This window comes from Amycolatopsis sp. cmx-4-61 (genome assembly GCF_046548775.1).
Lineage (GTDB): Bacteria > Actinomycetota > Actinomycetes > Mycobacteriales > Pseudonocardiaceae > Amycolatopsis.
Genome location: NZ_JAEBEI010000017.1, coordinates 25156 through 39097, shown reverse-complemented (window position 1 = coordinate 39097; position 13942 = coordinate 25156). Strand labels below are relative to the sequence as shown.

The window sequence follows — 13942 nt, the reverse complement described above, 5'->3', positions numbered from 1 at the left end:
GCCTCCTCAGACGGCGGTGTAGCGGTTGGCGGGCCGGGAAAGGCCGAGCAGCCCGCGCAGGGTGCCGGCTTCGTACTCGGTGCGGAAAGCGCCGCGGGACTGCAGCTCGGGTACCAGGCCCCGGGTGATGGCGGTCAGGTCGTGCGGGACCGCGCCGGGCCGCAGCCGGAAGCCGGAGAGCCCGGCGGCCTGCCAGTCGAGCAGCAGGTCGGCCAGCCCGGCCGGGGTGCCGGTGAAGACGTACGCGTCCGAGGAGTACCGCGCGCCGAAAAGGTCGTCGAGCCGGGCCTTGCGGTCCGCGGCCGCCTGCTCGGTCTCGCCGAGGAACACGACGACGTCCCCGAAGACGTGCAGCGTCTCGCCGCCGCGCCCGGCGCGGTCCTGCTCGTCCCGGACCTCGGCGACGATCGCGGCGGCCTGCCCGCGGTCGAACGGCGTCACGTGGACGACGTCGGCGGAGCGGGCCGCCAGCCGGTAGGGGATCGCGGCGTGGGCGAGCGCGGTCACCGGCGGCTGGCCCTGCGGCGGCCGCGGGGTGATCGACGGGCCCTTGACCGAGAACCAGCGGCCGCTGAAGTCGATGTAGTGCAGCTTTTCGCGGTCGACGAACCGGCCGGTGGCGACGTCGCGGATCTCGGCGTCGTCCTCCCAGCTGTCCCACAGCCGGCGCAGCACCTCGACGTAGTCCGCGGCTTCGTCGAAGAGGTCGGCCAGCGGGCTCGGCTTGTCCGGCTCGGCGGAGTCCTCGAGCCGGAACTCGCCGAATTCCCGCCGTCCGAAGTGCCGGTTGTCGTCGGCGCGTCCGGCGACCTGCACGCGCACGCCGGCGCGCCCGGTGCTCACGTAGTCGAGGGTCGCGATGGCCTTCGACAGGTGGAACGGCTCGGTGTGGGTGACCACCGCGGTCGGCACGAGCCCGATGTGCGAGGTCAGCGGCGCGACGCGGGCGGCGATGAGCACCGCGTCCAGGCGGCCCTGGACGATGTCGGTGCGCTCGCCGGGCCGGTCGAGGTAGCTCACCGTCTGCAGGGCCAGCGAGTCTTCGATGGTGACGAAGTCCAGCTTGCCCGCCTCGGCTTCGCCGACCACATCGGCCCAGTAGCCCGCGGTGAGCAGCTCGTGGGGCCGGGCGCCGGGTTCCCGCCAGGCGGCGGGGTGCCACCCTGCTCCGTCCAGCGCGACGGCGATCCGCGGTCCGGTTCCTGGTGCCATCCCCGCGTTCCCCTTTCTCCTCGGCTCGTCTCCGCAGTGTGCGCCGGATTCCGCGGTCCGGGCGGGCGCGATCAACTGCTGGGACGGCCGCGGGGCACGGGAATAAAACCCGTTCCGCAGGGTGGACGCGCTGGCCGTGCGGGAACGGGATCCCGAGAATGCCCCGCATGACGGCGTTGACCGAAGAAACCGCCTACGACCGGGTGCGCGGCGCGCAGTGGCGGACGGGACAGGCACGCATGCCGGGGCTGAGCCGGCGCGGCCTGCTGCGGCTGACCGCGGCCGGCGGCCTCGCGCTGGCCGCGGCCGGAGCGGTGACCCCGGCGGCGTCGGCCGCGAGCCCGATCCTCAAGCCGTTGCCGCCGGAGCTGTTCGACGTCCACGGCACCAACGCGGAGACGCGCTGGGAAGCCATGCGCGGGCAGGGTTACCTGACCCCGATCGACCGGTTCTTCGTCCGCGACCACACGTCGACGCCGGTGCTGGACGCCGCCACCTGGCGGCTGCGGCTGTTCGGCTCCGGGCTGCGCGGCGGCCCGGTCGAGTTCACCTACCGCCAGCTGCGGGCGCTGCCGTCCGAGACGATCACGGCGTTCATCGAATGCGCGGGCAACGGGCGGAGTTTCTTCACCAGCCAGCAAGGCCAGAGCGTCAGCGGCACGGCGTGGCGGCTCGGCGCGGTCGGCGTCGCCCGCTGGCGCGGCGTCCGGCTCGCGACGGTGCTCGCCCGGGCCGGGCTGACCCGCGACGCCGTCGACGTGCTCCCGGAGGGCCTCGACCCGGACTACGTCACGGCCGGGGTGAACCTCGGCAAGGTGCGCCGTCCGCTGCCGGTGGCCAAGGCGCTGGAAGACGTCCTGCTGGCGTACGAGATGAACGGGGAGCCCCTGCCGCCCGACCACGGTTTCCCGGTGCGGCTGGTGGTGCCGTCGTGGGCCGGGATCTCCTCGATCAAGTGGCTCGGCCGCATCGAGGTGTCGGCGACGCCGCTGGTGTCGCCGTGGACCACGCAGTACTACCGCCTGCTGGGCCCGGACTACCCGGCCGAGGGCACGCTCGTCACCGAACAGGTGGTGAAGAGCGCGTTCGAGCTCCCGTGGGGCGCGACGCTGCCGGCCGGGCAGCGGCAGGTGCTGCGCGGCCGTTCCTGGTCGGGCCACGGCCGGATCCGGCGGGTCGAAGTGAGCACGGACGGCGTCACGTGGCACCCGGCGAAGCCGATCGGCCCGGCGCTCGACCGCGGCTGGCTGCGGTGGGAGTTCCCGTGGCGGCCGCGCACGGCCGGCCCGTACACGCTGCGCGCCCGGGCCACCGACATCACCGGCGCCCGCCAGCCGGACGTCACCCCGTACAACACGCAGGGCTACCTGTTCGGCGCGGTCGTCCGCCACCCGGTGACGGTCGCCTGAAGGAGGCACGATGAAGCGGATGGCCCACGCACTCGCCCGCGCGCTGACGGGCTTCGGCTGGATCCTGGTGCCACCGGTCCCGCCGTTCGAACCCGGACGGGCGGTGCCACTGCCGCGGCCGGAGGCGGACGTCCTGCGGGTGCCGCTTTCGCGCCGGGAGCGGGAAACCTTCCGGCGGATCGTTTCGGGCTGACGTGCCCGGCTACCGCATGATGCCGGTGTGGCCCAGCGAATACCGGCCCGGCTGCGGCCAGACGCACAGGCCGTGCGGCTCGTTCCCGACCGGGATCTTGGCCAGCAACGCACCATCCTTTGTGGACAGGACGTAGACGACCCGGTCGTACCGCCCGGACAGCCACAGCTGCGTGCCGTCGGCGGTCACGTTGCCCATGTCCGGGCTGCCGCCGCCCGGGATGTGCCACACCGTCACCGGTGCGCCCGTGTAGGCGTCGAGGACGCTGACGCTCCCTTCGTGGCGGTTGGTGACGTACAGCTGCTTCGCATCCCGTGACAGGTAGAGCCCGTGCGCGCCCTTGCCCGTCGGGATGAAGCGGAGCACCTTCGTCGCCGCGCCGTCGAGGACCCAGAGGCCGTTCGCGTCCGAGTCCGCGATGTAGTACACCGAGCCGTCGGGCGCGAGCTTGATGTCCTGCGGGCCCATGTGCGTGTTGCGGTGGGGCATGTCGATCATCCGCAGCAGGTGGTGCGAAGCCACGTCGACCACCGCGACCCGGCCGGCGAACTCGCACGTGAAGACCGCCGTGCGGCCGTCGGGGGAGAAGTCGGCGTGGTCGACCCCCGTGCACTCCGGGACGGGCGTCTCGTCGTGCTCCTGCCACGTGTGCGGGTCGTACCAGACCAGCTTGCGCAGCCGCTCCGCCACCGAGATCGCGTACCGCCCGTCCGGGGTGAAGTACATGTTGTACGGGTCGACCACCGGGAACGCCTTGCCCGGCAGCCCGGTCTTCGGGTCGAACGGCAGCACGTGGTCGCCGCGGTCGTCGGTGGCGTACAACGTGCGCAGGTCCCACGACGGCACCACGTGCTGCAGTTCCTTGCCCGCCGGGTACTTCCCGACGACGTGGAAGTTCGCCGGGTCGATCACCCAGACGTCGCCCGAGCCGCTGTGCGGCACGTACACCAGTGGCTTGTCGCCGGTGACGGCGGGCGAGAGCATCCCGGCGCCCGCCGCGGCGTCGACGTCGTGCGCGTCGGGGACGGCGGGCATGCCGGGCAGCGGGTTCAGCGCCGGTGCCGGCGGGGTGGGCAGGTGGGGCACGGACGTGCCGGGGCCGCCGCTCATGCCCGGCATGCCGGGCATGGACGAGCCGGTGTCCGAGGAACAGCCGGCGGCGAGCAGGGCACTGAGGACGGTGCTGAAGACCACGGCGGTCAGCCGGACGCGCATCGGCTACGCCAGCAGTTCCGACGCGGTGACCGGGGTGAGGCCGCGGTCCGCCAGTGCGGTCAGGATGCCGGGGAGCGCGGCCACCGTGCCCGGGTGCCCGAGGTGCATGCTGACCACGCTGCCCGCGCGCGCCTTCGCCACCGCGGCGCGGACGGCGGCCGGCCCGGGGTCCTTCCAGTCCAGCGAATCGATGTCGTAGGACAGCACCCGCGCGTACCCCGCCTTGCCTGCTTCGGTGAGTTCTTCCGGTGTGGCGTGCTGGCCCTGGGACTGCCGGAAGAAGGCACCCGGCGAGCCGGTCAGTTCGGCCAGTTTGTCCCGGCAGCGCTGGATTTCCGCGTACATCGGCTCGGGTTTGTAGCCCGAGAGCGCGGGGTGGCTCCAGGTGTGGTTGCCCAGCTCGTGCCCGCCGTCGCGAACCATCCGGGCGGCGTCCGGGTGCTCGGCGAGCCACGTGCCCACCGCCAGCACGGTGATCCGCGCGCCGTGCTGGTGCACCACGTCCAGCACCTGGCGGGTGACCTGGAGATCACCCGCGCCGTGGAACGTCAGCGCGACCTGTGGCCGTCCCGAGGACGAGCGGGCGAACTCGGTGGCCGGTCCCTGCGGCCGCGGTGACGGCGATGGCGGTGGCGATGGCGGGGGTGCGCTCGAAGACGGCGTCGCCGATCGGGGGACCGGAGCGGCCGGAGCCGGTGCCGGCGCGGGTGCCGAGCACGCGGTGAGCGCGGCAGCGCCCAGCGCCACCCCGAACAGGCGGCGCCGGGTGAGCGGGTCCTCCACAAAACCTCCAACACGTACGGACGGCGCCGAACCCTTTCGCATCCGTGCTGTGAGGACGCTGAGAGACCTCCCGCGGCTACCGGACCGGCCGCCGGAACCGGCCGTAGGGCTGTGCGTCGACGAGTGTGACGCGAACCGTGACACCGTCGGGCACCGGGTAGGTCCGCTCCTCGCCCGGCCGGGCCCTGGCCAGGGCCCGGCCCCGGCCCCGACCCCGGCCCCCGGCCCCGGCCAGGGCCAGGGCCCGGCCCAGCGGGGAGTCCGGGGAGCAGACCTCGAGGTCGTCCTGCTCGGTTCCCCGGCTACCACGAACGAGGCAATGACCCCGCGGTCAGCGGTCCGCGGTGCTCACTCGATGGTGTTCCGAAGTGGAAAGCCGCCCGGGGACCGCAGTAATTTCTGCTCGCCCGCGGCGTGAAGCGCTGCCGTTTCCGATTTCGTGATTCCCGAGGAGTCTCCCGCATGTTGAAGAAGGTCTTTGCCGTCACCGCCGCCCTGGGGGCCGGTGCGTTCCTCGCCGGTGGGGTCGCTTCCGCCGACACCCCGGACGGGTACGTGCACCACCACGGCGGTTCCGATTCCCTCAGCCAGTTCAGCCTGCTGAACCTGAACAACACCGACGTGCTGCACAACGTCGAGGCCACGGTCGGCGTCTGCGACAACGAGATCAACGTCCTGGGCGTCCAGGTGCCGCTGGAGGACGTCGCGAACGGCGTCGACGTGCCGATCCTGTCGGGCAGCAGCGCCGCCGAGGGGGAGAGCCCGCGCAACTGCGCCGCCTCCGGCCAGTCCGACGGCGGCACCGGCCAGGGCCACTGAGTCACCGCGGAACGCCGATGAGGATCGGCCACGACCGCTTGCCGACGTGCGCCGATCCTCGTCGCGCGCGGCCGCGAACCGGCGGCCGTGCGGAAACGGAATGGGAGTCCACAGCAGAGTGACCGTCACCGAAGAGATCACCACGCTCCTGCACCGCAACTTCGGTGTCGAACCGCAGGATGTGCGTTCCGACGCCTCGCTGCACGACCTGGGCATGGATTCCCTGGCCCTGGAAGAACTGCGCGTGCTGCTCGAGGAACGCCTGGACGTCGACCTCGAAGCCGTCCAGCTGACGTCCCGGGAGACCGTGGGTCAGCTGGCCACCGCCGTCGAGACCGCCCGGTGACGGCGCGTCCGGCCGCCGCGGTGACGGGGCTCGGCCTGGTCACCGCGGCGGGTGTCGGCGCCGATTCCGCGTGGCGGGGCGTCACCGGGTCCGGGGTCGCGCCGAACGTCCGCCACCGCGCGGAACTGAGCGGGTTGTCGTGCGATTTCCTGTACACGATCGACGATCTCGACCCCGCGAGCGTGCTGGGCGTGCCGGCCGTGCGGATGATGGACCGGTTCTCCCAGCTGGCCGTGATCGCGGCCCGGGAAGCGGTGGCCGACGCCGGTCTCGACACCTCGGTGTGGGAGTCCGACCGCGTCGCGGTCGTCATCGGCTCCGCCCACGGCGGTCTCCCGTTCTACGACCAGCAGAGCGCGGTGCTCGCGGAAAAGGGCGTCCGGCGGGTTTCGCCGAAGCTCGCGCCGATGACCACGGTCAACAGCGCCGCCAGCAGCGTGTGCATGGACCTCGGCGCCCGTGGCCCGAGCCTGAGCGTCTCCACCGCGTGTTCTTCGGGCACCGTCGCGATCGGGACCGCGCTGCAGCTGCTGCGCGCCGGAGCGTGCGACATCGTCATCGCCGGCGGTGCCGAATCCGTCTGCTCCCGGTTGCTGATCGCCAGCGCCTGCCAGATGCGCGCGGTGTCCACCCGCCGGGACGACCCGGCGACGGCGTGCCGCCCGTTCGACGCCGACCGCGACGGTTTCGTGGTGGGGGAGGGCGCCGGCCTCGTCGTCCTGGAGCGGCCCGAGCACGCCGCGGCGCGCGGCGCGCGGATCCGGGCCGGCCTCGCGGGGTACGGCGCCTCCAGCGACGCCTACGCGGCCGTGGCGCCGGACCCCGGAGGCGCCGGGATCGAGCGGGCGCTGCGGACCGCGCTGGCCGACGCGGGGGTGGCGGCCGCCGACGTCGGCCACGTCAACGCCCACGGCACGTCCACCGTGATGAACGACCTGATCGAGGCCACCGTGCTGCACCGGGTCCTCGGCGACCGGCCCCTGGTGACCTCGACCAAGGCGATGACCGGGCACGCGCTCGGCGCGGCCGGCGGCATCGAGACCGCGCTCACCGTGCTGGCTCTCGAACGGCAGCTGGTGCCGCCCACGGCCAACTTCCGGACCCGGGACATCCGGATCCCGGTCGACGTCGTCGCCAAGGAAGCCCGGCCGGCCGCGGTCGAGTGCGCGGTCAAGACGTCGATGGGCTTCGGCGGCCACAACGCGGCCCTCGTCCTCACGAAAAGCTGCTGAGCAAGGAGATCATGCGGGAAGAAGAGGTCCGTCCGCTCACCCTCGGCGGCACCCGGTTCAGCTACCGGCTCCTCCGCCGGCCCGATCCGCGGACGGAACCGGTCATCGTGCTCGGCGGCGGGTTCCAGGGCAGCCGGGGCTGGCCGCACATGGAGGACCGGATCACGCCGGTGGCGGACTTCGTGACGGCGGACCTGCCGGGCGTGGGGTCGTCCGATCCGCTGCCGCCCGGGGCCGGGACGGAGTTCGCCGGTGCGGCGGTCGACCGGATCCTCGACGACCTCGCCGCCCCGCGGGTCAACCTGTTCGGGTATTCCTACGGTGCGGAACTGGCTTTCGGCTGCGCCCAGCGCAATCCGCACCGCATCGCGCGGCTGATGCTCGGCGGCGTGGTTTCGCACACGAGCGCCGCCCAGCGGGAGTCGTTGCGGCTGGCGGCCGGCCACCTCGAGCGGGGCGACACCGAGAACTTCGCCGCGGTGGCCGCGCGGATGCAGCTGTGCCTCGACGAAGACCGCCACATCCCCCGGCGGTCGCTGGTGTACCGGTACGTCAAGCGCTCGATGCTGCACGTCGCCGTCGACGTGCCCGACGTGCTGGAGTACCTGCAGCGGTCGCTGATCAGCAGCCCGTCCTTCGGCGGCGGCCTGTCCGGGGTGCCGGCCCTGGTGTTCACCGGCGAGCACGACTCGATCACCACCCCGGACCGGCAGCGCGCTTTCGCGGCCACGATCCGCGGCAGCCGGTTCGCCACCATCAAGGATTCCGACCACTGGGTGGTCCTGGAACGCGCCGCCGACGTCGCCGATCTGACCTTCCGGTTCTTCACCGGCTCGCCGTGGGACACCGCTCCTTACGTGCTGCACTCGTGAACCGCTTCGCCGTCCGGGTGAAATACCGCTTGCGGGGCCGTCAAACGACGCTTTCGGTGGATTCTCCGGCCGATTTCGGATTGCCGGTCGTCCCGTTTTTGCCGACACTCGAGGAATGGAGAACACGGTTGCCGAAACGCTGCCCGAGTCCGACGTCCGGTTCCCGATCGTGCTGCGGGGCTACGATCGCCGTCAGGTGGACGAATACGTGCGTGGCGCGGAGAAGCGCATAGACCGGCACGAAAAAGCGCGGCGGGTCGCGGAACGCCGGCTGGCCAAAGCCCAGGTGCCCGCGCCCCGGGCCGGCGAACCGGACGACGCCGCGGGACTCGGCCGGCGGATCGAGAAGATCCTCCAGGTCGCGAAGGCCGAGGCGGCGGAGATCAAGGACCAGGCCCGCAAGGACAGCGACGAGCTCCGCGCGGCCGCGGAGAAGGCGGTCGCCGAGGCGGAGGCCGCCCGCGCGGAAACCGAGCGGGCCGCGCAGCGGGAGGCGCAGCTGATCGTTTCCCGCGCGGAGGAGCAGGCCGCCGCCATCCGCGCGGCCCACCAGGACGTGCTGGACCGGCTGAGCCGGATCGCCGGCGTCGTCGAAGAGGTGCGGGTGCAGTACGGCACCGAGGACGAAGGCGCGGCCGAACCGGACGTCGTGGAGGCCGAGCCGTCGATCGCCTGAGGCGCCGGGAAGGTCGGCAGCTGCACGCTCGTGCCCGAGGCGAGACCTCGACAGTGCCCGTGCTGCCCGCGAAGCGCCGGAGACCGGGAGGCGATCCGGCGCGCGGCGGCGAGCCACCACCGGCCGAGGTGGCGGCACCCGGTTCCCCGGGCGACTCGTGCGCGTCGGTCCAGGCGCGGGTCGGCGGCGCCCCGGCTGCCCGTTGGTACGCCCGTTCGGAGTCTTTGGCGCACCCGGTGGTGACGGGCGGTGACCAACTCCGGCGGGTCGCTAGCATGATCAGGTGACCAACCCGCTCGTGGCGCAGCCTCAGGACTCCACCAAGCCCTACACCGGCATCTCCCTGCTGGAGAGCGCCAACGACCTGAAGTCGGCCATCGAGAGCGGGGACTGGGCCTCGGTCGCCATGGGGGCGGTCGGCACCGCGCTGGACGCGCTGTCCATGGCGATGGACCCGTTCGGCGCCATCCTGGCGGCGGGCGTGGCGTGGCTGATGGAGCACGTCGGACCGCTCAAGCAGGCGCTCGACGGGCTCACCGGCAACGCCGACGAGATCGCGGCCCAGTCGGAGACCTGGAAGAACGTCGCCGGGGAGCTGCAGGCCGTCGGCACCGACCTGGGCGACATGGTGCAGACGGACCTCCAGTCGTGGACCGGGCCCGCCGCGGACGCCTACCGGCAGCGGACGCAGGACGCGATCGCGCTGCTGGAGTCCGCGCAGAAGGGCTGCGAAGGCGCTTCGAGCGGGGTCAAGACCGCCGGCGAGGTCGTGGCCGCCGTGCGTGCCCTGGTGCGGGACATCATCGCGGAACTCATCGGCCACCTGATCAGCTGGGCCCTGCAGGTCGTCTTCACGCTCGGGATCGGGCTGACGTGGGTGGTGCCGCAGGTGATCGGCGCGGTCGCGAAGACCGCGTCGAAGATCGCCGACCTGGTCAAGCGGCTCGTCACGGCGCTCAAGGCGCTCGTGCCCCTGCTGAAGCGGGCCGGGGACCTGTTCGGTGACGCGGCGAAGGCGATGAAGGGCCTCAAAGGCGGCGGCAAGGTGTCCGCCCCGCCCAAGGTGGGCCCCATCGACGCCACGCCGAAGGCGCCGAAGCCGCACGGCGGCGACTCGACGACGCCGTCCGGTGATCACTCGCCCCCGCCGAAGGGCGGCGATTCGACGACGCCGTCGGGCGACCACTCACCGCCGCCCAAGGGCGGTGGTTCGACCACTCCCGCCGGGGACCACGCCCCGGGCGGCACCCCGGACCACGCCCCGGGCAGCACGCCGCCCCCGGCCAAGGGATCGTCGGGTGGCACGACGGCGTCGGGCGCGAAGGGCGGTGGCATCCGCGGCGGCAACAGCAACCCGCCGCACAACGCCACCCCGACCCGCGACCTGCCCGACTGCGGTGACCCCGTCGACGTGGCGAGCGGGCGGATGTTCCTGCCCCAGACCGACGTCGAGCTGCGCGCCGCGCTCCCGCTGATCGTCTCGCGCACGCACCTGTCGGACTACCGCTGCGGGAAGTCGTTCGGGTCCACCTGGGCGTCCACTTTGGACCAGCGGCTCGAGGTCGACGACGCCGGGGTCAGCTTCGCCGCCGAGGACGGCGCGTTGCTGACCTACCCGCTGCCGGGGGCGGCGGAGCCGGTGCTGCCCGAGTTCGGGCCGCGCTGGCCCCTGGCCCGCACCCCGGACGGCGGCTTCACCGTCACCATGCCCGAGCTGTCGCAGACCTTGCTCTTCGCTCCGGCCGGCGGCCCGGAACTGCCGGTGACCGCCGTGGTGCGCGGGTCCGGCGCCCGGATCGACTTCGAGCGCACCGACGGCGTCCTGACGGCGATCAGCCACTCCGGCGGGTACCGGCTCGCCGTCGAGTCCGCCGACGGCCTGGTCACCGGCCTCGGCCTGGCCGGCGGCGCGCGGTTGCCGGACGGCACCCCGGCGGACCTCCCGCTCGTCCGCTACCGCTACGACGACGCGCGCCGCCTGGTCGAGGTCGTCAACTCCTCCGGCCGCCCGCTGCGCTTCTCCTACGACGCCGACGGGCGGATCACCGGCTGGACCGACCGCAACGGCGTCTCCTACCGCTACCACTACGACGCCGCCGGCCGCTGCGTCGGCACGGAAGGCGACGGCGGCTACCTCGACTACACCTTCGACTACGACACGGCCGCCCGCATCACCCGGGCGACGGACTCGCTCGGCGCGGTCATCACCTACCACTTCACCGAGTGGGGGCAGGTCAGCCGCGAGGTCGACCCGCTCGGGCACGAGGTCCGCTGCGAATGGGACCGCCACCACCGGCTGCTCGCCCGCACCGACGAGCTCGGCGGCACCACCACCTACACCTACGACGACGCCGGCGACCTCGTCGCCGTCCGCTACCCCGACGGCACGAGCGACTCGGCGCAGTACGACGGGGCGCACCGGCCGGTGCGCACCGTGGACGTCGACGGGGCGAGCACGGTCCGGGAGTACGGCGAGCGCGGTGAGCTGGTCGCCGCGGTCGACCCGGCGGGCGCCCGCACGACGTACGGCTACGACAGCGTGGGGAACCTCGCCACGATCGTCGACCCGGCGGGCGGGCGGACCACCATCGTCACCGACGCGCGGGGCCTGACCACGTCGATCACCGCGCCCACCGGCGCGGTCCGCACGTTCGAGTACGACGGGTTCGGCCGCCTGGTCGCCGAAACCGGCCCGGCCGGCGAGACGACCCGCTACGCCTGGACCGTCGAGGGACTCCCGCTGCGCGTGACCCGGCCCGGCGGTGGCACCGAGCACTGGTCCTACGACGGCGAGGGCAACCTCCGCGAGCACCGCGACGCCGCCGGCGCGCGGACGCTGCACGAGGTCGGGGCGTTCGACCTGCCGGCCGCGCGGATCGCGCCGGACGGCAGCCGGATGGAGTTCACGCACGACACCGAGCTGCGGCTTGTCGCCGTCCGCAACGAGCAGGGGCGCCGCTGGGAGTACCGCCACGACGCGGCGGGGAACCTGGTGGAGGAGACGGACTTCGACGGACGGGTGCTCCGCTACGGCTACGACGCGGCGGGCAACCTGATCAGCCGCACGAACGGCGCGGGCGAGACGCTCGAGTTCACCCGGGACGCCCTCGGCCGCGTGCTCGAGCAGCGCGCCGGCGCCGACGTGACCCGGTGGACCTACGACGCCGCGGGCCGGCTCCTGCGCGCGGTCAACGCCGACGCGGACGTCACCTTCACCTACGACGCGCTCGGCCGGGTGCTGACCGAGACCTGCAACGGCCGCACCGTGCGGTCGGAGTACGACGTGCTCGGCCGGCGGACCCGGCGCACGCTGCCGTCCGGGCTGACCACCGAATGGGCCTACGACGGCATCGGCGCGGCGACCGGGCTGCGGGTCGGCGGCCACACGATGCACCTGCGTCGCGACCCCGCGGGCCGGGAGGTCCAGCGCGAATGGGGTGTCGCGGACCTGCGCCGGCACTGGGACGCGGCGGGCCGGCTCGCCGCGCAGACCGTGGCCGGCGCGGGGGGTGCCCTGCTGCACCGGCGCTCGTATGACTACCGCGAAGACGGCCTGCTCGTCGCGACGCACGACGCCGCCGGCGGAACGCGGTCGTTCGAGCTCGATCCGCTCGGCCGGATCAGCGCGGTCACCGGGACCGCGCACCCCGAGCGCTACAGCTACGACAGCACCGGCAACGTCACCGGTGTCCAGGCGGGCGCCGTCCCCGACGCGCTCGCCGGGCCGCGGACGTACGCCGGCGGCCGGATCACCGGCGCGGGCGCCGCCCGCTACACCCACGACCGGCAGGGCAGGCTCGTCGAGCGCACCGCGCCCGGGGTCGACGGGCGACCGCAGGTCTGGCGGTTCACCTGGAACGCCGAGGACCGGCTCACCGGCGTCACGACGCCCGACGGGCAGCAGTGGCGGTACCGCTACGACCCGCTGGGCAGGCGGGTCGCGAAGCAGCGGCTCGCGGCCGACGGCGCGGTGGCCGAGCAGATCGACTTCACCTGGGACGGACCTTCGCTGGCCGAGGAACACCGGGTGACGGCGTCCGGGCAGCGGCGCCTGCTGAGCTGGGACGTCGAACCCGGCAGCGAGCTCCCGCTGCTGCAGTGCGAGCGGCTGCTCGCGCCGGACGGCTTCCAGCGGGTCCTCGACCAGCGGTTCTACGCGATCGTGACCGACGTCGTCGGCACCCCGACCGAACTGGTCGGGCTCGACGGCGTGGTCGCGCGCCAGCAGCCGCAGACGATCTGGGGCCGGGCGCTGGACACCACGCCCGCCGTGACGCCGCTGCGGTTCCCCGGCCAGTACTTCGACGCCGAAACCGGGCTGCACTACAACTACCACCGCTACTACGACCCGGGCACCGCGCGCTTCCTCAGCGCCGATCCGCTCGGCTTGGCGGGCGGGGCGAATCCGCAGGCGTACGTCGCGAACCCGCTGGCTTGGATCGACCCGTCCGGCCTGACGCCGTGCGCCGACGCGGCGTCCGGCAGCGGCGGTGGCAGCCGGGGTGGCGGCGGCAACCGGGGAGGCGGTGGCCGCGGCGGCGGTGGGGGGAACCCGGGCGGCAACGGCCGCGGCGGCAACGGCGGGCCGAGCCGGCCGCCCCGCAACGGCAACCGGCCGCCCCCGCCGTACTACGACAACCCGCTGCCGACGACGCCGCACGCGACGGTGCCGCACACGCCGGACAACCCGAACGGGAGCCTTTACCACTACACCAACGAAGCCGGCATGCACGGCATCATGAACAGCGGGCACGTCCGGCCGTCGGCCTGGACGCACGGCACGCCGGACAACCCGCTGGTCGGCTCGCACGCCCGCTACGGCTCGGGCGGCTACTTCACGAACATCGCGCCGGGACAGCTGTCGCCGGAGGCGCTGTCGCAGGCCCTGGTGCTCAACCCGGGCTCCGGCGCGAGCTTCACCCACCACATCGAAGTCAGCCCGTCGGCCCTGGAAAGCCAGGGGTACACGATCTCGCAGTCCGACCACCGGCCGGACGTGTACGTCGTGCACCACAACGACCAGCCCACCAACCACCCGAACCCCCGCCCGGTCCAGATCGGCGACGCCCACGTCGGCCACGGCCCGAACCCGCCGGGCCCGCACCTGGGCAGCAGCATGGGGCCGGAAGACTGGGGCGACGCGGCCCGCCCGCGGCCGCCCCGGCAGCGGTGAACCGGAGAACGG

Annotated in this window: 11 protein-coding genes; 8 read left to right on the top strand and 3 right to left on the bottom strand. The window is 73.4% G+C overall.

What is annotated here, in order from left to right; translation table 11 throughout:
• Positions 1-6 precede the first annotated feature (6 nt).
• Positions 7-1212 (bottom strand): LLM class flavin-dependent oxidoreductase, encoded by a 1206-nt coding sequence (locus ACLJOU_RS35365; protein WP_410573613.1) that lies wholly within the window; start codon positions 1210-1212, stop codon positions 7-9.
• 167 nt (positions 1213-1379) lie between these two features.
• Here ACLJOU_RS35365 and ACLJOU_RS35360 point away from each other — a divergent pair, with 167 nt between their 5' ends.
• A complete protein-coding gene (locus ACLJOU_RS35360) occupies positions 1380-2621 on the top strand; it encodes a sulfite oxidase (protein WP_410573612.1) in 1242 nt (413 codons plus the stop codon).
• 10 nt (positions 2622-2631) lie between these two features.
• Positions 2632-2814, top strand: coding sequence for a hypothetical protein (locus ACLJOU_RS35355; RefSeq protein WP_410573611.1), 183 nt, complete (start codon positions 2632-2634; stop codon positions 2812-2814).
• Positions 2815-2823: 9 nt separating this feature from the next.
• On the opposite strand, the gene ACLJOU_RS35350 is transcribed toward ACLJOU_RS35355, so the two are convergent.
• On the bottom strand, positions 2824-4029 hold the full coding sequence (locus ACLJOU_RS35350; protein WP_410573610.1) for a beta-propeller fold lactonase family protein: 1206 nt from the start codon (positions 4027-4029) through the stop codon (positions 2824-2826).
• A 3-nt stretch (positions 4030-4032) separates the two neighbouring features.
• Positions 4033-4812 (bottom strand): polysaccharide deacetylase family protein, encoded by a 780-nt coding sequence (locus ACLJOU_RS35345; RefSeq protein ID WP_410573609.1) that lies wholly within the window; start codon positions 4810-4812, stop codon positions 4033-4035.
• 462 nt (positions 4813-5274) lie between these two features.
• On the opposite strand from ACLJOU_RS35345, the gene ACLJOU_RS35340 reads away from it, so the two are divergent.
• From ACLJOU_RS35340 to ACLJOU_RS35315, 6 genes are all read left to right on the top strand, one after another.
• A complete protein-coding gene (locus ACLJOU_RS35340) occupies positions 5275-5631 on the top strand; it encodes a hypothetical protein (RefSeq protein ID WP_410573608.1) in 357 nt (118 codons plus the stop codon).
• Positions 5632-5749: 118 nt separating this feature from the next.
• The gene (locus tag ACLJOU_RS35335; RefSeq protein WP_410573607.1) at positions 5750-5977 is read left to right on the top strand and encodes a phosphopantetheine-binding protein; all 228 of its coding nucleotides are present in this window, start codon (positions 5750-5752) and stop codon (positions 5975-5977) included.
• Positions 5974-7209: a beta-ketoacyl-[acyl-carrier-protein] synthase family protein gene (locus ACLJOU_RS35330; RefSeq protein WP_410573606.1), complete on the top strand. Its 1236-nt coding sequence runs from the start codon at positions 5974-5976 to the stop codon at positions 7207-7209. Before ACLJOU_RS35335 ends, ACLJOU_RS35330 begins: the two co-directional genes overlap by 4 nt.
• 11 nt (positions 7210-7220) lie before the next feature.
• Complete coding sequence (locus ACLJOU_RS35325) at positions 7221-8081, top strand: alpha/beta fold hydrolase (RefSeq protein WP_410573605.1); 861 nt, start codon at positions 7221-7223, stop codon at positions 8079-8081.
• 115 nt (positions 8082-8196) lie between these two features.
• On the top strand, positions 8197-8757 hold the full coding sequence (locus ACLJOU_RS35320; RefSeq protein ID WP_410573604.1) for a hypothetical protein: 561 nt from the start codon (positions 8197-8199) through the stop codon (positions 8755-8757).
• A gap of 283 nt (positions 8758-9040) precedes the next feature.
• On the top strand, positions 9041-13930 hold the full coding sequence (locus ACLJOU_RS35315; protein WP_410573603.1) for an RHS repeat-associated core domain-containing protein: 4890 nt from the start codon (positions 9041-9043) through the stop codon (positions 13928-13930).
• Positions 13931-13942: the final 12 nt, after the last annotated feature.

What these genes read in the sequence shown, in the direction of transcription:
- ACLJOU_RS35365 (WP_410573613.1), bottom strand. Translation starts at nt 1,212, where the DNA reads ATGGCACCAGGAACCGGACCGCGGATCGCCGTCGCGCTGGACGGAGCA.
- ACLJOU_RS35360 (WP_410573612.1), top strand. Translation starts at nt 1,380, where the DNA reads ATGACGGCGTTGACCGAAGAAACCGCCTACGACCGGGTGCGCGGCGCG.
- ACLJOU_RS35355 (WP_410573611.1), top strand. Translation starts at nt 2,632, where the DNA reads ATGAAGCGGATGGCCCACGCACTCGCCCGCGCGCTGACGGGCTTCGGC.
- ACLJOU_RS35350 (WP_410573610.1), bottom strand. Translation starts at nt 4,029, where the DNA reads ATGCGCGTCCGGCTGACCGCCGTGGTCTTCAGCACCGTCCTCAGTGCC.
- ACLJOU_RS35340 (WP_410573608.1), top strand. Translation starts at nt 5,275, where the DNA reads ATGTTGAAGAAGGTCTTTGCCGTCACCGCCGCCCTGGGGGCCGGTGCG.
- ACLJOU_RS35325 (WP_410573605.1), top strand. Translation starts at nt 7,221, where the DNA reads ATGCGGGAAGAAGAGGTCCGTCCGCTCACCCTCGGCGGCACCCGGTTC.
- ACLJOU_RS35320 (WP_410573604.1), top strand. Translation starts at nt 8,197, where the DNA reads ATGGAGAACACGGTTGCCGAAACGCTGCCCGAGTCCGACGTCCGGTTC.